Origin of the sequence: Microbacterium resistens, assembly GCF_031456305.1 — a bacterium.
Classification (GTDB): domain Bacteria; phylum Actinomycetota; class Actinomycetes; order Actinomycetales; family Microbacteriaceae; genus Microbacterium; species Microbacterium resistens_A.
Window position 1 is genome coordinate 94817 of the sequence record NZ_JAVDUM010000015.1, and the last position, 19131, is coordinate 113947.

Here is a 19131-nt window from a genome sequence, read left to right on the forward strand (position 1 = left end):
CCAGCCTAGGCGCGTGGTCGTATGTATGTTCGAGCGACACGCTCCGCGTCGGCCCAGGCCTGCTGTGCAGGGGTGAGCGTGTCGCCGCCCGCACCGCCGGGAGCGATCGGCCCTCCTCGCCAGGCGTGGCACAGGGCGACCGCGAGGGCGTCCGCCGCATCGGCCGGCTGGGGCGGGGCGTCGAGTCGCAGGATCCGCGCGATCATCGCCTGGACCTGGCGTTTGTCCGCCGAGCCGTATCCCGTGACGGCGGCCTTGACCTCGCTCGGCGTGTGTGTGGCCGTCGGCATCCCGGCCTCCGCAGCCACCATCAGCGCGACGCCGCTGGCCTGCGCCGTCCCCATGACGCTCTGCACGTTGTGCTGCGCGAAGACCCGCTCGACCGCCGCCACGTCGGGGGCGAACCTCTCGATCACGTCGCGGATCCCGGCAGCGACGGCGGCGAGGCGCTCGCCGACCGGCGCATCGATCGGCGTGCGGATGACCCCGACGTGCACGAGCGTTCCCCGACGGGTCGCATCGACGTCCACCACGCCGATGCCGCAGCGCGTGAGCCCTGGATCGATCCCGAGGACGCGGCGGCTGCTCGTGGGCTTCACCCCTTCAGGCTACGCATCCACCGCCCGTGCGGCGCGAAGGAGCGCCGCGGGCTCATCGATCGCCCCGAGGCGTCCGCCACCCCATCCGGCCCTGCGCGGCATCCATGAACCGGCTCTTCGCCCGGGTGTAGTCGTCGTAGTCGGCAGCGTCCGCGTGCTCGGCGGCGAGTGCCCGCTTCAACGCCTCGTACTCTCGGCGGGCCTCCTCGTCACGCCGGAGCCAGTCGCGGAAGGCGACCACGAAGTCGGCGAAGGGCGAGTCCGCGAGCCGGACGTGGAGGATCACCTCACTCTCCCCTGAGGTTGGGCCCGGGCCCGCTGGCCGGTGGAAGAGGAGCTTCTCGTGGCGCGCGGCGCTCGTCCCGGGACGGGGGATGTCGGCGTGCACGCCGGGCGAGTCCGGTCTCGATCCGAGAGCGCGGGAGAGTCCCAGCCCGTCAAGGGCGACGGTGACGGGAACGACTTCCGGAAGCGTCGGCGCTCTCAGCTGGAGATCGATGATGGGCTTCGCCGCGAGACCGGGGACCGCGGTGGAGCCGATGTGCTCGTAGACGAACGAGCCCGCGCCGGGGACGCCGCTCAGCGCCGTCTCGATCCGGCTCAGCCACTCGTCCGCCAGAACAGGCCAGCCCGGGTCGTACGGGACGATCCGGGCTGACGCCATGTCTGTGTGCTCCCCGACCTGTCAGTCGTCGTTCTCGAGCTCGGCCAGGACCTCGGCGCTGAGATCGAAGTTGCTGAAGACGTTCTGCACGTCGTCGCTGTCCTCGAGCGCGTCGATGAGACGGAACACCTTGCGGGCGGTGTCGGCGTCGACCTCGACCTTGAGGTTGGGCACGAACTCGACATCGGCCGACTCGTAGTCGATGCCGGCGTCCTGGAGCGCGGAGCGAACGGTCACGAGGTCGGAGGCCTCGGTGACGATCTCGTAGCCCTGGGCGTGCGGCTCGACCTCTTCGGCGCCAGCCTCGAGGACGGCCAGCATGACGTCGTCCTCGCTGGTGCCCTCGTTGGAGACGACGATGACGCCCTTACGGGTGAAGTTGTACGCGACACTGCCGGGATCGGCGAGGCTCCCGCCGTTGCGGCTGAGGGCCGTGCGCACCTCGGCGGCCGCACGGTTCTTGTTGTCGGTCAGGCACTCGATCATGAGCGCGACGCCGTTGGGACCGTAGCCCTCGTAGGTGATCGAGGTGTACTCGACCGCCTCGCCGCCGATGCCAGCCCCGCGCTTGACCGCGCGGTCGATGTTGTCCTTCGGGACGGAGGTCTTCTTCGCCTTCTGCACGGCGTCGAAGAGCGTCGGGTTGCCGGCAAGGTCGGGGCCGCCGATCTTCGCCGCCACTTCGATGTTCTTGATGAGCTTGGCCCACGCCTTCGCACGACGCGAGTCGATGACCGCCTTCTTGTGCTTCGTCGTCGCCCACTTGGAGTGTCCGGACATATGTCTCCGCTCGTATCGAACCCTCGTCGAGAAGAGGGCGTCTTCCATTCTAACGAACGGTGTGCGCGGCGCGAGAGCGGACGTGGGCGAGGAACCGTTCGTGCACGCGGCTCTCCCCCGTGATCTCGGGGTGGAAGCTGACGCCGATCAGCGCGCCCCGCTCGACGGCGACGACCCGCCCGTCCGGAAGCGTCACGAGAGGTGTGGTCGTGCCGACGTCCGTGATCACGGGGCCGCGGATGAACGTGACCCGCAGCGGTTCCGACCCGAAGGCCGGCGCGGAGAGCTCGGCGTCGAACGACTCCGCCTGTCGCCCGAACGCGTTGCGCCGGACCGTGACGTCCAGGCCGCCGAAGGACTCCTGCCCGTCGATCGCGTCGTGCACCGTGTCGGCGAGCATGATGAGGCCCGCGCACGTGCCGAGCACGGGCAGCCCGTCGGCGATCGCGGAACGGATCGGCTCCGCGACGCCGAAGAGCCGCGAGAGCTTGTCGATCACGCTCGACTCCCCGCCAGGGATCACGAGCCCATCGATCCCGGCGAGGTCCTCCGCCCGCCGCACCGAGGAGACCTCGACGCCGAGAGCGCGCAGCATGGCCGCGTGCTCCCGGACATCGCCCTGCAGCGCGAGCACGCCGACGCGCGGCGTGCTCACCGGATCACCATCCGCGATCGGCCAGCCGGTGCGGGGCGGGCAGGTCTGCGACGTTGATGCCGACCATCGCCTCGCCGAGCCCGCGCGAGGCCTCGGCGATGACCGCGGGGTCGTCGTGGAAGGTCGTCGCCTTCACGATCGCGGCCGCGCGGGCAACAGGATCGCCGGACTTGAAGATGCCGGAGCCGACGAACACGCCGTCGGCGCCGAGCTGCATCATCATCGCCGCGTCGGCCGGGGTCGCGACCCCGCCGGCCACGAACATCACCACGGGCAGCCGCCCGCTCGCCGCCACCTCCGCGACGAGCTCGTACGGCGCCTGCAGCTCCTTCGCGGCGACGAACAGCTCGTCCCGCGAGAGCGACGTCAGGCGCGCGATCTCGCCGCGGATCGTCCGGATGTGCTTCATCGCCTCGGACACGTCACCGGTCCCGGCCTCGCCCTTCGAACGGATCATCGCCGCACCCTCGGTGATTCGGCGCAGGGCCTCGCCGAGGTTCGTGGCGCCGCAGACGAAGGGCACCGTGAACCCCGCCTTGTCGATGTGGTTCACGTAGTCGGCGGGTGAGAGCACCTCGGACTCGTCGATGTAGTCGACGCCGAGCTCCTGCAGCACCTGCGCCTCGACGAAGTGGCCGATGCGCGCCTTGGCCATCACCGGGATCGAGACCGTGTCGATGATCGCGTCGATGAGGTCGGGGTCGCTCATGCGCGCGACGCCGCCCTGCGCCCGGATGTCCGCCGGCACGCGCTCCAGCGCCATCACCGCGACGGCGCCCGCGTCCTCGGCGATCTTCGCCTGGTCGGCGGTGACGACGTCCATGATGACGCCGCCCTTGAGCATCTCCGCGAGCCCGCGCTTGACCTGGGCCGTTCCCACTTCGGTGTTTGTCATAGGTCAAAGCATACGCTGTCTGAGCCGAAGACCGACAAGCTCGCAGACATTCCGTCGCGAGCACGCGAGTTCCCGCTGCGGGATGCGAGGATCGAGGGATGAAGATCCTCTCGATCCAGTCCGCGGTCGCCTACGGCCACGTCGGGAACTCCGCGGCGGTTTTCCCCCTGCAGCGCATCGGTGTCGACGTGCTTCCCGTGCACACCGTCAACTTCTCCAACCACACGGGCTACGGCGCCTGGCGCGGTCCGATGATCTCCCCCGAGGACGTGCGCGAGGTCATCACCGGCATCGAGGAGCGCGGGGTCTTCGGCCAGATCGACGCCGTGCTCTCGGGCTACCAGGGCGGCGAGGGGATCGCCGAGGTCATCATCGACGCGGTCGCGCGCGTCAAGGCGGCCAATCCCGACGCGATGTATGCGTGCGACCCCGTGATGGGCAACGCCAAGTCCGGTTGCTTCGTCGCGCCCGCCATCCCCGAGCTCCTCCGGGATCGCGTCGTGCCCGTGGCGGACATCATCACCCCGAACCAGTTCGAGCTCGGATACCTCACCGGCACCTCGCCGGACACGCTTGAGAGCACGCTCGCCTCGGTCGATGCGGCCCGTGCGATGGGTCCCTCCACGGTCCTCGTGACGAGTGTCGAACGTCCGGATCGGGCCGAGGGCACGATCGAGATGCTCGCCGTGGACGACGAGGGCGCATGGCTCGTCGCCACCCCGCATCTGCCGATGAAGGCGAACGGATCCGGCGACGTCACCGCGGCGCTGTTCTCAGCGCACTACGTGAGCACCCGGGATGCGAAGAGCGCCCTGGAGCTCACCGTGTCGAGCGTCTTCGATCTCCTGCAGCGCACGCACGAGTCCGGCGACCGCGAGCTTCAGCTCGTCTCCGCCCAGGAGTTCTACGCCAACCCGCAGCTCCAGTTCACCGCGCACCGGGTCCGCTGACTCGACCGCCCGACGCCTCGGCCGCGCGATCTCGGCGACGCGTGCTCAGCGCGGCCAGGCCCGGGCGAGCGCCTCGCGCACCTCGCCCAGCAGCTGCGGCAGGGCCTTCGTCTTGGCGATGATCGGGAAGAAGTTCGCGTCGGATCGCCAGCGCGGCACCACGTGCTGATGCAGATGCGCATCAACGCCGGCGCCTGCCACCGCGCCCTGGTTCATGCCGATGTTGAAGCCGTCGCACCGCGACACCTCCCCCAGCACCCGCATCGCGGTCTGGGTGAGCGCGCCGATCTCAGCGACCTCCTCGGGGGTCGCCTGATCGTAGGTCGGGATGTGCCGGTACGGGCACACGAGCAGATGTCCGGAGTTGTAGGGGAAGAGGTTCAGGAGCACGTAGGCGGTCTCGCCGCGGGCGACGATCAGCCGATCCGCGTCGTCGTGCTTCGGCGCCTCGCAGAACGGGCACTCCTCGCGGAGCGGCTCGGGACCGGCCTGGATGTAGGCCATGCGGTGCGGTGTCCAGAGTCGCTGGAACTCGTCAGGGACGCCGGCGAACAGCCCGGCATCCTCCAGGGAACCGTCGCCTTCGCTCGTGACGTCGGGCTCCCTCGCCGTCATGCCAGGTCCTCGGCGGTGTGCACCAGGGCGTGGGCCTCCACCGCCCGCCGGACGCGCTCCACCGCTTCAGCGAGCGGGACGCCGTTCTCCTGCGAGCCGTCGCGGAACCGGAAGGAGACGGTGCCGGCTGCGCGGTCCTGCTCCCCCGCAATGAGGATCAGCGGGACCTTGCCGGTGGTGTGGTTGCGGATCTTCTTCTGCATCCGGTCATCGGAGTGGTCGACCTCGGCGCGGATGCCCGCGGCACGAAGCGTCGCGACGGCCTCGTCGAGATAGTCGGCATACTGCTCGGCGACGGGCACGCCCACCACCTGCACCGGGGACAGCCACAGCGGGAAGTCGCCCGCGTAGTGCTCCAGGAGGATCGCGAAGAAGCGCTCGATCGATCCGAAGAGGGCGCGGTGGATCATGATCGGACGCTTCTTCTGGCCGTCCTTGTCCGTGAACTCCAGGCCGAAGCGCTCGGGCAGGTTCGGATCCACCTGGACCGTCGAGAGCTGCCAGACCCGCCCGATCGCATCGGTGGTCTTCAGGTCGATCTTGGGCCCGTAGAAGGCGGCCTCGCCCGGCACCTCGGTGAGCTTGAGCCCTGAGGCCAGCGCGACCGTCCGGAGGGCGTCCGTGGAGTAGTCCCAGAACTCGTCGGAGCCGATCCACTTCTCCTTCTCGTCGTCGCGCATGGACAGCTCGAGCTCGAAGTCGTCGAGCCCGAAGTCGCGGAGCATCGAGATGATGAACTCGAGCACCTTCGACACCTCGGCCTCGAGCTGGTCGGGCGTGACGAAGAGGTGCGAGTCGTCCTGGGTGAACCCCCGCACGCGGGTGAGGCCGTGGAGCGCACCGGAAAGCTCGTACCGGTAGACGGTGCCGTTCTCCGCGAGTCGGAGCGGGAGGTCCCGGTAGCTGCGTGCACGCTCCTTGTAGATCAGGATGTGCATCGGGCAGTTCATGGGCTTCAGGTAGTAGTCCTGGCCCTGCTTCGTGATCGCGCCGTCCTCGTCGCGCTCCTCATCCATATGGATGGGCGGGAACATGCCCTCCCGGTACGTGACGAGGTGGTTCGACTGGAGGAACAGGTCCTCCTTCGAGATGTGGGGGGTGTAGACGTAGGTGTATCCCGCATCGATGTGGCGACGACGCGCGTGCTGCTCCATCTCGCCACGGATGATCCCGCCCCGCGGATGCCAGACCGACAGACCCGATCCGATCTCGTCGGGGAACGAGAACAGGTCCAGCTCCTTGCCGAGGCGTCGGTGGTCGCGCCTGGCCGCCTCCTCGAGGCGCTGTTGATAGGCGCGCAGCTCGTCCTTCGACGGCCAGGCGGTGCCATAGATGCGCTGGAGCTGCGGGTTCTTCTCGCTCCCCCGCCAGTACGCGGCCGCGATCCGGGTGAGGTCCCAGCCGTTGCCGATCATTCTGGTGTTCGGCAGATGCGGACCACGGCAGAGGTCCTTCCAGACGACCTCGCCGTCCCGGGAGACGTTGTCGTAGATCGTCAGCTCGCCTTCGCCGACCTCGACCGATGCGCCTTCTGCGGCCTCCTTACCGCCCTTGAGGCCGATCAGCTCCAGCTTGAAGGGCTCGCCGGCGAGCTCTGCGCGCGCCTCGTCGTCGGAGACCACGCGGCGAACGAAACGCTGTCCCTCGCGGACGATCCGCTGCATCTCCTTGGAGATCGCCTTGACGTCCTCCGGCGTGAACGGGGTGTCGACGCCGAAGTCGTAGTAGAAGCCGTCGGTGATCGGCGGGCCGATCCCGAGGTTGGCCTGCGGCTTGATGCGCTGCACGGCCTGAGCGAGGACGTGCGCCGCGGAGTGGCGGAGGATGCTGAGACCCTCCGGGCTGTCGAACGTGACGGCCTCCACCTCGTCCGTGTCCGTCAGGGGCGTCGCCAGGTCCTTCAACTCGCCGTTCACGCGCATGGCGACGACGGAACGATCGGGGAAAAGGGCGAAGCCGTCGCGGGCGATCGGCTGGGCGTTCTCAGGCACAGACACTCTCCATCCAAGGTCGCCTCTAGGCTACTCGCATGAGTACGAGCACTCCGACCGGTCGTGAGCACCGGTTGCGCCGCATGGTCGGCCGCGATCCCCAGGAACCGCACCGCGCTGCCAGCCCGCTCGAGCTGTTGTACGACCTGACCCTGGTCGTCGCCTTCAGCCAGGCAGGCACCCAGATGGCGCACCTGCTGGAGATCGGCCACTACGGGGCGGCGATCAGCTCCTTCTGCTTCGCGATGTTCGCGATCTGCTGGGCCTGGATCAACTTCACCTGGCTCGCGTCCGCCTTCGACAACGACGACATCTTCTTCCGCATCGCCACCATGGTCCAGATGATGGGCGTCCTCATCATGGCGCTCGGCATGCCCGCCCTCTTCCATTCGATCGACGAGGGCGTCCACATCGACAACGTCGTCCTGGTCGCTGGGTACGTCGTCATGCGTGTCTCGACGCTCGCGCTCTGGCTGCGCGTCGCTCACGACAGCCCGAGATACCGCAAGACGGCCCTGCTTTACGCGAAGCTCATCGCCGTCGCCCAGGTGTACTGGATCGTCCTCATCTTCATCAACCCGCCGCTGCCGGTGATGGTCGGCCTGCTGCTGTTCGCCGTGGTCCTGGAGGTGCTGCCGCCGGTGATCGCAGAGCGCATCGACGGCGGGACGCCCTGGCACGCGCATCACGTCGCGGAGCGCTACAGCCTGCTGGTCATCATCGCGCTCGGCGAGGTCATCCTCGGCACGATCCTCGCGATCTCCGCGGTCGTCGAGGAGCAGGGGTGGACCTGGGAGGCGGGGACGGTCGCCTTCGGCGGCACGGCCCTCGCCTTCGCCCTGTGGTGGCTCTACTTCACCATGCCGTCCGGCGAGGTCCTCGCGCACCATCGGGAACGAGGCTTCGGATGGGGGTACGGGCACATCGTCCTCTTCGGATCGGTCGCCGCCGCCGGAGCCGGGCTCCACGTCGCCTCCTTCGTGATCCAGGGCGAGGCGAAGATCGACCCCACCGCCGCGATGCTCACCCTGGCGATCCCGGTGGGGATCTTCATCGCCGCCCTGTTCATCCTCTACGCCGTGCTCCTGCGGCAGCTGGACGGCCTGCACCTCTGGCTGTTCGTCGGAGCGATCCTCGCCCTCGTCGCGGCCGTCGTCACGGTGGCGTCCGGAGCGGACCTCGCGGTGGGCATCGTGGTCGTCGTGCTGTCCCCGGTGGTCGTCATCGTCGGCTATGAGACCATCGGCCACCGGCATCAGGATGAGGCGATCGCCCGGGCGATCGCCTCCTGACTCGTCGGCTCGTCGGAGGGGCGGTCTTCGGATGTCCCTTCCGACGGGGACCGCTCAAAGCCGACGCCGGCGACGGACGTCGATGAGGCCGCGCAGCGCGGCGACCGCCTTGATCACCGGAATCTCGCCGAAACGGTGGTCGTCGGCGCGGATCAGGCGGGCACCCAGCTCGGGGCGGAGCGCCCGGAGGAGAAGACGCGCCCTCTCGGCGTGGAGCGAGTTGGAGACGATCGCGATCGCCCCCTCATCGGTGAGGAAGGGCATCACATTGCGGATGTTCTCCTCCGTGGAGCGGCTCTCCCGCTCCACGCGCACCGTCCCGGTATAGCCGCGGGAGACGGCATACTCCGCCATGAGCGTCGCCTCCGGGACGTCGGCGGCGACGGGACCGCCGCTGAGGATGAGCACGTCACCGGGCGTCCGCATGGTCCGCAGGCCCGCCCGGACCCGGTACCGGTTGACCGCGTTGGCCCGGCCGCCCCGGTTCCGGTACCCGAGGACGATGACGGCGCGAGGAGTGCTCTCATCCCCCTCCGGAACGTCGCGCCGACTGGCCCGCCCACTGACCCACTCCCCCCAGAGGAGGAAGGCCACGAGGGCGGATAGGCCGGAGGGCCCGAAGAGGATGAGCCGCCGCATGCTCTCAACGCTAGACCGGACTCGTGCTGATTCGTCCTTGCTTACGGTCCTATGCGAGCGGGTTGGGTCTCAGCGTGAGGCCTTCATCGCCGGCCTCGGCCGTTGCCGTGAGGGACGATCCTCTCCCGACGCGGGAGGTCGCGCGGAGACGTCGATGGGGTCGAGCCCGCGCCGGGACTGCCAGACGAGCTCGCGCCCGGCCGCCGCGTGACCGGATGCGCGGACGGCCCGCTCGTCGGCCCAGGAGTTCAGCAGATGACCCGAGTGGCCCTTCACATGTTGGAGCACGGCGGCGGGGAGGCCCGCGCTCCGACGCGCCTCCTTGGCGGCGATGAGGGCTTCGAGGAGCTCCTGGTTCTTCACGGGCTTCTTGGCCGACGTGAGCCACCCTCGCCGACGATGGCCCTCCATCCACGACTCATAGGTCTGGATGGCGTACATCGAGTCCGCGAGCACCGTCAGGTTCCGGACGGAGGCGTTGTCCTGCAGGGCGTGCAGCAGCGCGGCGAGCTCTCCGACGTTGTTGGTCCCGGCGACGACGCTGCCCGCGGCCCACTGCCCGTCCTCGCCGACCCATGCCCAGCCCGCGGGGCCGGGGTTCCCCTTGCACGCGCCATCGGTCGCGACCGTGTAGCGATCCGATGCCGTCGCCTCGTGGCCCTGTGCCGGTTCTGCGCTGCTCATGCTTCCAGTATGCGCAGCCGGGGAATACGACTCACGACATCCCCCGGTCCCCGGCGTCGCCGGCGCGCGCCCAAGCGGTCCGTCATCCGCACGGGATGCGGTACAGGCGCGTGGCGGGGATCTCGATCCTGGTGGCGTCGGTCGCCTCGCCGAAGCAGGCGGCGATAGACGTCGGCAGCGTGGACGGGTCCTCGCCCCGAGGGGACGAGACCCCCACGATCCAGAGCGATCGGTCCGCGGCGGCAGCGGCACTGGGATCGGCGTCCCAGACCGCGGTCCGGAGCGGATCCACACTCGTGACGACGCGAACGGCGAGAGGCTCCCGCGGGCCCTCTGCGGAGGCGGCCTCGATCTCCTGGACGAAGGCGTCGTCGCCCGCCGAGAGCGCGAAGCCCATCGCCACGCCGCCCTGTCCGTAGCGCTGCATCACGATGAGCAGGTCTCCCACGTGGGCATCGCTCTGGATCTGGGAGACCGCCGCAGGGAAGTCGTCCCTCGGAGACGGGTGAGCGCTCAATCCGGCGACCGTGTGCCAGCCCGTCGCCGCGACGAGGCCGATCGCGAGGACCCCGGCGATGAGGCGCCCCCCGAGACGCACGGAGGCTCGCCAACGCCCCGCATCGGAGCCCCCGACCCGACCGACGATCGCGCCGGCGATCGCGCCGGCGATCGCGCCGGTGAGCAATGCGACGCCGAGGGAGATCCAGAGCAGATACCGCCAGCTCACCACCGGCTGCACGACAAGCGAGAGGGAGACGAGGAGCACGACGGGCATGACGACGAGCGCCGCGGCGAACAGGGTCGCCCGGCGGCATGCCGCCGCCGTCACCGCGAGCACGGCCAGCAGCGCGATCAGCGCGACCATCGCGGCCGTTGGAGGAAAGCCCCGGCCCGTCATCCCCGCAGCCTTCGCGATCGCCGTGGTCACCGTGTCCATGCTGACCGGGGCGACCCACTCGATCTGCCCTCCCTGCGAACCGGCGTTCCACAGCAGGAGCAGCGTCGTCACCGCCCAGGGCGCGCTCGCGGCGATCCAGGCGATCAGGGTCTTCCGAGAACGGATGAGCACGACCGTCGCCACGATGGCGGTCGCGGCGAACGGCTGCATGAGCACGGCCAGGATGCCCGCAAGCGCATAGCCGACCCACGCGCCTACCCGCTTCCCTGTCCCACCAGGCACGGGTTGTTCGCGCAGGGCAGCCTCGAGGAGGAACGTCGCGAGGGCGATCGCGCACAGCGCGAGCGCATAGGGCCGCGCGTTCGCCGCCTGCGAGAGCACCGCGCTGTTGAGGGCGAGCATCGTTCCCGTCACGACCGCCGCCGTACGGCCCCACCATCGCAGCGCGAGCATCGACAACAGCGCGACGGCCCCGCCGAAGGCCAGAACTGACCAGATGCGCATGCCCGGCCCGAGACCGGTGACGCCCGAGAACAGATGAACCAACGCGTAGTAGGGGGCGATCACGGCATCGACATGCGAGGTCGCGGCGACGAGGTCGTTGATGCCCAACGCGGCATATTGCCGAGTCGCGAACTCGTCGCGCCAGAGGGGCGACGTCACACTCATCCAGGTGGAGAGCGCCAACGCCAGTGCCGTCGGCAGGACTACGGAGAGGAGGGACGACCAGCGCCCGCGTTGAGGATCTCGCTGCGCGTCCTGTCTCTGCTGCACAGCCCCTGTGACCCCTTCGACGCACTTCAGACATCGCCCCAGTCTCACCTGAGAGTGAGGGTGTTCGTTTACGAGTCCAATTTATCGCACTTCAACGATTGGGACTTCGGGTACGGTCGGGAACGGCCAGTAGACCCCGAGGAATATCAAGCTGCGACCCTCGTAGGACCCACGACAAACTGTGGCGACAGTTCGCGAATCGTTCGGATCCGCTCCAACCGCAACAGCTGGTTCATTCGCATCCCGGCGAGCCGCCGCAGCGTCGGCGCGAGCCGGACCGGCACACAGACGTCGAGGACAACGACCGTGTCGGCGCCCATGATGTCCCGGGCGAGCTCATGCAGTGCTGTAGGCCGGCGAGCCTATTGCCCAGTCTCAGTAAGAACCAAATACCCGAGGGAATACAGACAGGTATGTGCTTTCGCGGACATCACGTCGAAGAGCGGCTTCGCGCTTTCATCGGCCCTCTTCTTCATTCCGATAGTCTCCTGAAACTGTTCCTTGGTGAAATCGTCGCCAACTACACCTGCCTTCTTGAGGCAGTTGACTGCAGCTTGCGGGAAGTCCGCAAGAAGGTCCGGGTTGGCCTGTTGCATGCGGAAGATCTCCTGCGTGGCTGCGTTCGTTGAGGCGTAGCAATCAGCTTGAGCTTTTGCCTGAGCATCAACATCATCCCCGAATGAAACGCCATCCACAGGCTGGTACTCGATTACGCCGTTCAGCAGTTTGGTCTCGGCAAACTTGAATCCAACGCTTTCCATGCAGGCCCCGAAGAGGTTCATACCCTCTTCATAATCAGCCTGAGAAATACTCCCCGCATTCGCAGCCCTTCCCAGTGTAGTGCGGTCCCACTCGGATAGGTCTTCACGGCTAAGCACCCGGTCAATCAGTGCCTCCAATGACGGCGCCAGCTTGCCGCCATTACTCTGGCTTTCCGTCGCCACACACCCCGACAACAGGAGCGACACAACAATCAGCGTCGAAATCCCCAGCTCACGAGCCTTCATCACACTTTTCCCCCTTACATGACCACGATGCAGAGCTGAGCAGCACCGTCACCTAGTGGCTATTCTGCATATGGGCGAGACTAGCTCTGAGCGATTACCCAATCGTAGCCATCTCGATACATTCGATATGACGTAGTACATACCGACGCTACTGGCGTGTGTTCGCACCGATTGCGCGCACCGCAGGTCGCCACAGCCCCCGCCCGCTTCCGTAAGCCCCACCCGCGTCATGCTGGACGGGCGCCCTTCGCGTCCCACTACCTTGGATTCGGCTGCATGTTTGCCATCAACTTGTCTACCGGTGCTGAGTGCGAGTGTCTGTCCTCCGTTTGGGGGACAGACACCGATATCGTGGATGACACCAGGAGTGGCTTGCGTCGCGACATGCCGATCCATCAAAGGTGGGCACGGCTGCGGGTGCCTCAGCGGTTCGCCTTCAAGGCCCTGGGCGCTTGCCTGGCGGCAAGGTCGGCCTTTGCGAGCCCGCGGAAGTCACGGTGCAATGTGATGAAGGTGCCCAGTTCGTCGAGTGGAGCCTTGGGCATGATGCAGTCGCCATAGCTCTCGGTCTCACAGGTGAGAAGGAGCACACGCACCACAAGTACCAGCGATACTGCGACGGCCGGCCAAAGATGAGGGGAATAGACCACCTAGGACGTGTCTAGCAAAGAGCGCGTCAGTCTTTGCAGTGGGTTCGTATACCCGTGGCCGGGGTCCGTCTCCAGGGGGATGTGTGGACACGACGTGTGTGGTGCAGTTAGATCATGGAGTTGACGCTTCGAAGAGGTGAAATGGACGTTCGCGGTTCTCGGCGGTTGCGGCTGACGCTGCAGCTCGCCACCGTCGTCGCGATCGTCAGTACGGGCTTTGCCGCTATTTGGTTCGGGTTCGCTGCCGCCGATGCGTCTGGCGTTCAGATGGCCGCGGCCAGTGGGATGTTCGCAGCAGTCGCCAGCGGGTGGTCGGGAGCTTTCGCAGCGACTATGGCGAAGTTGAAATCGGACGAGACGGCCCAGGCCTGACTGGATTCGCTCGCCCAAGCGATGACGCCGTGGATAAGGACGGCGGTGCGATAGACATCGAGTGTTTGTCGTATCGGGTGGCGAGGCCTCGCCATTGCTTGGCATGGCAGAAGCGACGTTTCGATCACGTTGCGGTTCCGGTAGTCGCCGGCGTCGAGGCTGACGGGCCTGCCGCAGCGTGAGCCGTGATGGCAGGCTGAGCACAATGCCAATAGCTCTGAAGGCGCCAGACGGGCTCCCCCGCGATGTTGCGTTCCATGCCTAACGCCACACCTCTCTCTTTCCGCTGTCTTGTCCGAATGGATGTCAGATCGGGTCAGACGTTCGATGAGCTGGTCACGCGCGTCGAAGTGGGCGCCACAAAATCCTCCCGGTTGTCCGCCTCCTGCGAGACTGGTCTGGTGAAGAGTGAAGTTGCCTGGCTCGAGCCGCCCATGGTGCGCGGGCGATTCGGCTGGGGCCCGGAGTTCGTCGATGATGATCGATTCACGCACGAGTGGTGGTTAGAGAACGGCGACTTCGGCCCGCCTGCACACCAGTGGCGATCGTACGTTCGCGGAGGCGAAGAAGTGGCGCGAGCGCTCCTCTCCCTTCAGTACGTCAGTCATTCGCCTGCCACGTCGCGACAGGCAATGCTGATCTGGAACTTCGAGATCCGCGAGGACCTCCGATGCACCGGGGAACACCTCGGCACAACGATCATCGAGCAACTCGCCGAGGAGTACCACGACCGAGAGATCTACATCGGCTCAGCGCCCGATGCCATGGGGTTCTGGACGAAGTTCGGCTGGCCGCTGTGCGATTGCGACGATTGCCGCAGTCGGCACATGATCGTGCGATGCCCGCACGAGTAGAGCCCCGCCGACGCGGACATGGAGGATGTCCGGCAAGGCACGCGCGCAACGTCCGAACCCCCGATTATCCTGAAGCACATGACCATCTCTGTCGTGCACGGCGATCTCCTCGCCGCTCCGAGCACGGCAGACACTCCACAGCTCCGTGCTGTGGCCGGACTCGCGCCGTGGTGGCGCTCACGCCTCGCCCAGGCGGGTCTATCCGCTGCCGCGGCGGACCTGAGCACGGCACTCGCGTCGGTGCCGCCAGCACCGCTCCCCCAGCTCGACACCGACGTCCCATCCGTGGACCCCTGGTCCCTCGGAACGGAATATGTGGAGACGCTCGATCCGGCATCGCGGGCACAGTTTGGGCGCCACTACACGCCGCGTGATCTCGCAGAGCAGCTGTGGACGATGACCCGGAAGGCGATGGGGTTCGGGATTGATCCACACAGGCTTCCCGGTCTGCTCCGCGACCCTGCCGTCGGCAGCGGCGCCCTGCTCATCGCACCGCTGCGCGAGCACCTGCTGGCGAGCGCTGATGATGATCCTGCGCTCGTGCTCAACTCGCTGCCGAACCTCATCGAAGGCATTGACAACGACCCCTGGGCCGCATACATCGCCAACGTCGTGCTGGCTGCGGAGATGCTCCCGACCTGGGCGCGGATCCCTGAGCATCGTCGGCGCCCGCTCCCCGCGCTCGTTCGCGTCGGAGACGGCATCGCCGCCGACCTCCCGCCGGCGCACTCATGGATCATGAACCCCCCGTACGGCCGGCAGCGATTGAGCGATAAGCAGCGCGCTCAGTTCGCCGACACCCTGTACGGGCACGCGAACCTGTACGGGTTGTTCATCGCGTCGACGATCGGCAAGACGGCGAAGGACGGCGCCGTCGGCGCGCTCGTGCCCACCTCGTTCACGGCGGGCCTGTACTTCTTCCGTCTTCGGGAACAGCTCGCGACGCGCATGCCGATGAAGGCGCTCTCCTTCGTACACAGCAGGGACGGCGTCTTCGGAGGTGTGCTGCAGGAGACGTGCCTCGCCGTGTTCAGCCCGCGCCGTTCGCAGCGCACCGCGGTGACGCGCATCAACGGTCACGTCAGCGATGTCGCCAAGGTGCCCATCCCTCGTGGCAACGGTCCTTGGTTGATCCCACGTGAATCGCGTGACGCCGCGACCGCCGCCAAGTCGGCGTCTCTTCCCCTTCGGCTCGGCGACCTCGGCTGGCGCGCGTCCACCGGCCCGCTCGTGTGGAATCGGCGAGTCGCCGATCTGCATGCGCGTCCCGGGAAGAACCGTGCCCGGATCGTCTGGGCCGCGGACATGATCGCGGGTCGGGTCGCCCGCGCCCGAACACGCGACTCGATGCGCTACCTGGCACTGAACGTAGCCAGCGACCCGAAGGTGATGACGCTCACCGAACCTGCCGTGCTCGTGCAGCGCACGTCCGCGCCGGAGCAGGACCGCCGGCTCATCGTCGCCGATCTCGATGCGGTGACCCTCCAGCTCAACGGTGGGAGTGTCGTCATTGAGAACCACATCAACGTCCTCCGCCCGACGACCGAGCACCCGCTCATCGATCACGCGACGCTGGCGCACGTTCTCGCGTCGGCGCCGCTGGACCGCATCATCCGGTGCATCTCCGGCTCCGTGGCCGTGTCGGCGTACGAGCTCGACGCTCTCCCCTTTCCGGATGCGGAGACGGTGCGCGCATGGGCGAACCTCGACAGGGCCGAGCTGGACACGGCCATCGAAGAGGCCTACCGCTAGCCTGACGAGGTGACCATCTACCTCCCGATCGTGCCCGTCGACGAGGCCGTGAAACGACTTGAGCTGATCTTCCCGCGCGCGGCGTTCGATTCAGTGCTCAGCAGCCCGCTCGCGGCGGCGAGCGTGACCGCGATGATCTACGTCGGCGCCGTATGGGACGACGACCTCGAGGCATCCGGGCAGCGGTGGATCCGTCCAAGTATGGTCATGTGGCTGAACGACACCGAGCTCGAGTACACCGGCATCCAGGAACGCGATGCGTGGTACACGGCGGCGCTCGTCGGCAAGAAGGCCACGGCGAAGCTCGCTTCGACCCGCGGGTACTCGATGGCGCAGCGCTACGCCGACAACACCCGTGAGACCCTGCGGGACGAGACCTGGCCGAAATGGCGTGAGCACGGAGCCACCCTCTTCCGCGGTGGCATGCCAACGTCCTTCCCCGGCCCGCGATGGACCCTCACCCGGTCGTTCGCCGCGCTGTTCGACCCCACGCTCGAGGGGGATGCACTTACCTCGGCGATCGAGGCGTGGGTACAGACCAACATGTCAACAGCCGGGCGGATGAAAGCGATGAGCGCCCGCGACCTCGCGCGAAGCGAGGATGCGGTCGACGTCGTGCTCCCCAACGGCACGCACCGACAGCTGGAGGCCGGCGGAGCTTCGCAGATCCTCAAAGGCGTCATCGAGGCATGGGCGCCCGCCCGTCTATCTTCGCCGATGGTGCTCAGCATCTCCGAGCCCGGCGACAAGGTCTACCTGATCGACAACGAACGACTCGCGTCGATCGGAATCAGCATCGACATCTCGAAGCTGCTCCCCGATGCGCTCCTCGTCGACGTCGGCGTGAACCCCGTCGAGTTCTGGATGATCGAAGCCGTGCAGACCGACGGCGAAATCTCCGACGCCCGCAAGGCCGACCTGCTCGAATGGGCGACCGCGCAAGGCATCAATCCCGACCACTGCCAGTTCCTGACCGCGTTCTCATCGCGGAACTCCGCGCCGGCCCGCCGACGGCTGAAAGACCTCGCCGAGGGCACTTACGCGTGGTTCCTCGACGAGCCGGGCATGGAGCTCGCGTGGGCACCCATCGAACGGGGCGCAGACGCCCCGCCGCGGCTAGCGCCGGTGACGCCGCTGCGTTGACGGCGCCTCAGCCAGCTGACCATCGCGCCGATGCACGCCGCACTCAAGCTCCTGGCCTCGGGTAGGCATCCGACCACTGGCTTCGGATCAGGTCCCCGTGCCGCTAGCGATCTCATCGGCGGTTTTCTCCAGGAGCGGCTTTCGAAGTTGCGAAGAACCGCTCTCTATAGGGTTCTGCTGTCTATAGGGTCCAGCTGCGCAAGATCTTGCGCGACTCGCTACCGATTTGGTGACATCGGCGACGGTCGTCGCACGATAGCGTGGTGCCGATGACTGCGGGGGCAACGGCGACCACGGCGATGAAGGTACTTCCCCCCATCGCGTCTACTCACGTCCGCGAACCCTCGCTTCACCGATAACGGGCGCCGGGGACGGTATGGGGTGTCCTACCTCCGTTCCCTCGCCGCGCAGGCCGGCGTTGGATTCGTCGAGAACTCCCTCGACGAAGACGTCGATGCCGTCGACACGATCCTCAAGTTCGGACGCGCATCTTCCACCTGCAACTGAACGTCACCCGCGAGCTCACACGGAACCCGCGCACACGGGCCGGCAAAGACCTCCGACAGGTCGCCCTCGCTCTGAGCACCGTGACAACGATCGATGACGCCATCACCTGGCGACTCACCCTCGAAGCCTGGTGGCAGACACACGGACACCTCACCCGCCAGCGGACCATGTATCCGAACGGACAATGGGGCTTCACCCACGACCGGCTCCGCAAAGCCTGGGGCGTCCTGCACCGCGCCGCCGAAACCGGACACGTCTTCACGAACCTGCACCACGAGAACCCGAGAACAACATCACGCTTGGAAGGCCTGAACAGCCAGATCCGAGATCTGCTCCGAAACCACCGCGGCATGCCGATCGAACACCGCCGCCGCGCCATCGAATGGTTCCTCCTGCTCCACGAGATCCCCATCGACCACGCGCACCACCACGCAGCAAAGCCCACACCCGCCCCCGCGTTCAACGAGACCGACGAGCCCACCCTCTACGACACCGGCCTCAACCCCGAAGCAGGCCTCTGACACCGCACCGGATGGCTCTCCGCAACCGATGACACACCCGAACCATCCACACGTTTTGGCCGATAACCCTCGGATACGCGAAAGATACGCGAAGTCACGCCTCCCGCGCTCCCCCAATAACCAGAAATGCCCCGGAAATCCGGGGCATTTCTCTGTGCGCGATACTGGGATCGAACCAGTGACCTCTTCCGTGTCAGGGAAGCGCGCTACCGCTGCGCCAATCGCGCCCGAAGGGGCTGTTCAGTTGTCCTGAGAGGTGGCGACGGGATTCGAACCCGTGTAAACGGCTTTGCAGGCCGGTGCCTAGCCGCTCGGCCACGCCACCGTGAGGTGGATTCGAACCCACATGCCGAAGCCTCCGAAGAGACCTCTGCACTCGAGCGGATGACGAGACTCGAACTCGCGACCCTCACCTTGGCAAGGTGATGCGCTACCAACTGCGCTACATCCGCATTTCGTTCCCGGTGTCCCGGGCACTTGAATTACATTAGCCGAGGATCCCGGCTTCGCCAAACCGGTCGCCGTCCTCGGGCGTGTCCGCCACGCCCCTCCCCCACGGCTCGCCCGGGGCTCCGACGGATGTCAGGGCGAGACGGCGGATCGGGTATGCTTGCTATCGGTGCCCCCGGGCACGAAAACCCTTCAGGGGCGATTGGCGCAGTTGGTAGCGCGCTTCCTTCACACGGAAGAGGTCGTCGGTTCGAGTCCGGCATCGCCCACCACCAGCACCAGAAAGCCCGCGGAATCTCGCGGGCTTTCTGGTTCCCCGTGATTGTCTGCACTTCAGCGGAGTCCGGGTTATAGGCCAGAAAGAGTGGATGGGTTCGGGCGTGGCGGCGTCAGTGGACGTGCCCTGACCGTGCCCAGAGGCCTTCGTCGGCGGATATGC

At 67.1% G+C, this 19131-nt stretch carries 19 protein-coding genes, 4 tRNA genes and 1 pseudogene; 9 read left to right on the forward strand and 15 right to left on the reverse strand.

Translation table 11 applies throughout. From position 1 onward, the window contains the following. Positions 1-5 precede the first annotated feature (5 nt). The 5 genes from ruvC to pdxS are packed head-to-tail and all read right to left on the reverse strand — an operon-like array spanning position 6 to position 3593. Positions 6-599, reverse strand: a complete 594-nt coding sequence (gene ruvC / locus J2Y69_RS15815) for a crossover junction endodeoxyribonuclease RuvC (RefSeq protein ID WP_310022524.1) — start codon at positions 597-599, stop codon at positions 6-8. 52 nt (positions 600-651) lie between these two features. Further along, the gene (locus J2Y69_RS15820; protein WP_310022525.1) at positions 652-1263 is read right to left on the reverse strand and encodes a GrpB family protein; all 612 of its coding nucleotides are present in this window, start codon (positions 1261-1263) and stop codon (positions 652-654) included. Positions 1264-1284: 21 nt separating this feature from the next. Beyond that, positions 1285-2043, reverse strand: coding sequence for a YebC/PmpR family DNA-binding transcriptional regulator (locus J2Y69_RS15825; protein ID WP_310022527.1), 759 nt, complete (start codon positions 2041-2043; stop codon positions 1285-1287). A gap of 49 nt (positions 2044-2092) precedes the next feature. Then, the gene (gene pdxT, locus J2Y69_RS15830; protein WP_310022529.1) at positions 2093-2698 is read right to left on the reverse strand and encodes a pyridoxal 5'-phosphate synthase glutaminase subunit PdxT; all 606 of its coding nucleotides are present in this window, start codon (positions 2696-2698) and stop codon (positions 2093-2095) included. A gap of 4 nt (positions 2699-2702) precedes the next feature. After that, on the reverse strand, positions 2703-3593 hold the full coding sequence (gene pdxS / locus J2Y69_RS15835; RefSeq protein ID WP_310022531.1) for a pyridoxal 5'-phosphate synthase lyase subunit PdxS: 891 nt from the start codon (positions 3591-3593) through the stop codon (positions 2703-2705). A 98-nt stretch (positions 3594-3691) separates the two neighbouring features. On the opposite strand from pdxS, the gene pdxY reads away from it, so the two are divergent. Then, a complete protein-coding gene (gene pdxY / locus J2Y69_RS15840; RefSeq protein WP_310022533.1) occupies positions 3692-4543 on the forward strand; it encodes a pyridoxal kinase PdxY in 852 nt (283 codons plus the stop codon). Between the two features lie 45 nt (positions 4544-4588). Here the strand turns inward: pdxY and J2Y69_RS15845 are convergent, their stop codons facing one another. Continuing rightward, a complete protein-coding gene (locus tag J2Y69_RS15845; RefSeq protein WP_310022535.1) occupies positions 4589-5158 on the reverse strand; it encodes an HIT family protein in 570 nt (189 codons plus the stop codon). Then, positions 5155-7080 carry a threonine--tRNA ligase gene (gene thrS, locus J2Y69_RS15850; protein WP_310022565.1) on the reverse strand — a complete coding sequence of 642 codons (1926 nt, stop codon included), beginning with the start codon at positions 7078-7080 and terminating at the stop codon, positions 5155-5157. Before thrS ends, J2Y69_RS15845 begins: the two co-directional genes overlap by 4 nt. Positions 7081-7187: 107 nt before the next feature. On the opposite strand from thrS, the gene J2Y69_RS15855 reads away from it, so the two are divergent. Next, positions 7188-8441, forward strand: coding sequence for a low temperature requirement protein A (locus J2Y69_RS15855; RefSeq protein ID WP_310022537.1), 1254 nt, complete (start codon positions 7188-7190; stop codon positions 8439-8441). A gap of 54 nt (positions 8442-8495) precedes the next feature. On the opposite strand, the gene J2Y69_RS15860 is transcribed toward J2Y69_RS15855, so the two are convergent. The 4 genes from J2Y69_RS15860 to J2Y69_RS15875 all read right to left on the reverse strand — a co-directional run bounded on the left by J2Y69_RS15860 (position 8496) and on the right by J2Y69_RS15875 (position 12443). Beyond that, entirely contained in the window at positions 8496-9080 is a 585-nt protein-coding gene (locus tag J2Y69_RS15860) for a YdcF family protein (RefSeq protein ID WP_310022539.1), read from the reverse strand. Between the two features lie 69 nt (positions 9081-9149). After that, positions 9150-9764 carry a ribonuclease H family protein gene (locus tag J2Y69_RS15865; RefSeq protein WP_310022541.1) on the reverse strand — a complete coding sequence of 205 codons (615 nt, stop codon included), beginning with the start codon at positions 9762-9764 and terminating at the stop codon, positions 9150-9152. Positions 9765-9846: 82 nt separating this feature from the next. Continuing rightward, positions 9847-11325, reverse strand: a complete 1479-nt coding sequence (locus J2Y69_RS15870) for a hypothetical protein (RefSeq protein ID WP_310022543.1) — start codon at positions 11323-11325, stop codon at positions 9847-9849. Between the two features lie 473 nt (positions 11326-11798). Next, a complete protein-coding gene (locus tag J2Y69_RS15875) occupies positions 11799-12443 on the reverse strand; it encodes a hypothetical protein (RefSeq protein ID WP_310022545.1) in 645 nt (214 codons plus the stop codon). A 764-nt stretch (positions 12444-13207) separates the two neighbouring features. Between J2Y69_RS15875 and J2Y69_RS15880 the strand changes: the two genes are divergently transcribed. Continuing rightward, entirely contained in the window at positions 13208-13465 is a 258-nt protein-coding gene (locus J2Y69_RS15880; RefSeq protein ID WP_310022567.1) for a hypothetical protein, read from the forward strand. An 11-nt stretch (positions 13466-13476) separates the two neighbouring features. Here the strand turns inward: J2Y69_RS15880 and J2Y69_RS15885 are convergent. Beyond that, positions 13477-13650 (reverse strand): annotated as a pseudogene (locus tag J2Y69_RS15885) (IS5/IS1182 family transposase); the annotation flags it as partial. A gap of 216 nt (positions 13651-13866) precedes the next feature. Between J2Y69_RS15885 and J2Y69_RS15890 the strand changes: the two are divergent. The 5 genes from J2Y69_RS15890 to J2Y69_RS15910 all read left to right on the forward strand — a co-directional run bounded on the left by J2Y69_RS15890 (position 13867) and on the right by J2Y69_RS15910 (position 18242). Then, positions 13867-14319 (forward strand): hypothetical protein, encoded by a 453-nt coding sequence (locus tag J2Y69_RS15890; protein WP_310022547.1) that lies wholly within the window; start codon positions 13867-13869, stop codon positions 14317-14319. Positions 14320-14397: 78 nt separating this feature from the next. After that, entirely contained in the window at positions 14398-16071 is a 1674-nt protein-coding gene (locus J2Y69_RS15895; protein ID WP_310022549.1) for a DNA methyltransferase family protein, read from the forward strand. 9 nt (positions 16072-16080) lie between these two features. Continuing rightward, positions 16081-17214, forward strand: coding sequence for a BsuBI/PstI family type II restriction endonuclease (locus tag J2Y69_RS15900; protein WP_310022550.1), 1134 nt, complete (start codon positions 16081-16083; stop codon positions 17212-17214). 381 nt (positions 17215-17595) lie between these two features. Beyond that, positions 17596-17721 (forward strand): hypothetical protein, encoded by a 126-nt coding sequence (locus J2Y69_RS15905; RefSeq protein WP_310022552.1) that lies wholly within the window; start codon positions 17596-17598, stop codon positions 17719-17721. A gap of 80 nt (positions 17722-17801) precedes the next feature. Then, positions 17802-18242, forward strand: a complete 441-nt coding sequence (locus J2Y69_RS15910) for a hypothetical protein (RefSeq protein WP_310022554.1) — start codon at positions 17802-17804, stop codon at positions 18240-18242. A 155-nt stretch (positions 18243-18397) separates the two neighbouring features. Here the strand turns inward: J2Y69_RS15910 and J2Y69_RS15915 are convergent. The 3 genes from J2Y69_RS15915 to J2Y69_RS15925 all read right to left on the reverse strand — a co-directional run bounded on the left by J2Y69_RS15915 (position 18398) and on the right by J2Y69_RS15925 (position 18694). Then, positions 18398-18469, reverse strand: a tRNA-Val gene (locus J2Y69_RS15915). A 27-nt stretch (positions 18470-18496) separates the two neighbouring features. Beyond that, positions 18497-18567, reverse strand: a tRNA-Cys gene (locus J2Y69_RS15920). 54 nt (positions 18568-18621) lie between these two features. Further along, positions 18622-18694 (reverse strand) — tRNA-Gly (locus tag J2Y69_RS15925). Between the two features lie 194 nt (positions 18695-18888). Here J2Y69_RS15925 and J2Y69_RS15930 point away from each other — a divergent pair. Continuing rightward, positions 18889-18964: transfer RNA gene (locus tag J2Y69_RS15930), tRNA-Val, on the forward strand. Positions 18965-19131: the final 167 nt, after the last annotated feature.

Excerpts from the sequence above, each read along its gene's own strand:
- J2Y69_RS15845 (WP_310022535.1), bottom strand. The coding sequence starts at position 5,158 with ATGACGGCGAGGGAGCCCGACGTCACGAGCGAAGGCGACGGTTCCCTG.
- J2Y69_RS15875 (WP_310022545.1), bottom strand. The coding sequence starts at position 12,443 with ATGAAGGCTCGTGAGCTGGGGATTTCGACGCTGATTGTTGTGTCGCTC.
- J2Y69_RS15860 (WP_310022539.1), bottom strand. The coding sequence starts at position 9,080 with ATGCGGCGGCTCATCCTCTTCGGGCCCTCCGGCCTATCCGCCCTCGTG.
- J2Y69_RS15880 (WP_310022567.1), top strand. The coding sequence starts at position 13,208 with ATGGAGTTGACGCTTCGAAGAGGTGAAATGGACGTTCGCGGTTCTCGG.
- thrS (WP_310022565.1), bottom strand. The coding sequence starts at position 7,080 with ATGCGCGTGAACGGCGAGTTGAAGGACCTGGCGACGCCCCTGACGGAC.
- J2Y69_RS15865 (WP_310022541.1), bottom strand. The coding sequence starts at position 9,764 with ATGAGCAGCGCAGAACCGGCACAGGGCCACGAGGCGACGGCATCGGAT.
- J2Y69_RS15895 (WP_310022549.1), top strand. The coding sequence starts at position 14,398 with ATGACCATCTCTGTCGTGCACGGCGATCTCCTCGCCGCTCCGAGCACG.
- pdxS (WP_310022531.1), bottom strand. The coding sequence starts at position 3,593 with ATGACAAACACCGAAGTGGGAACGGCCCAGGTCAAGCGCGGGCTCGCG.
- pdxY (WP_310022533.1), top strand. The coding sequence starts at position 3,692 with ATGAAGATCCTCTCGATCCAGTCCGCGGTCGCCTACGGCCACGTCGGG.
- J2Y69_RS15820 (WP_310022525.1), bottom strand. The coding sequence starts at position 1,263 with ATGGCGTCAGCCCGGATCGTCCCGTACGACCCGGGCTGGCCTGTTCTG.
- J2Y69_RS15825 (WP_310022527.1), bottom strand. The coding sequence starts at position 2,043 with ATGTCCGGACACTCCAAGTGGGCGACGACGAAGCACAAGAAGGCGGTC.
- J2Y69_RS15855 (WP_310022537.1), top strand. The coding sequence starts at position 7,188 with ATGAGTACGAGCACTCCGACCGGTCGTGAGCACCGGTTGCGCCGCATG.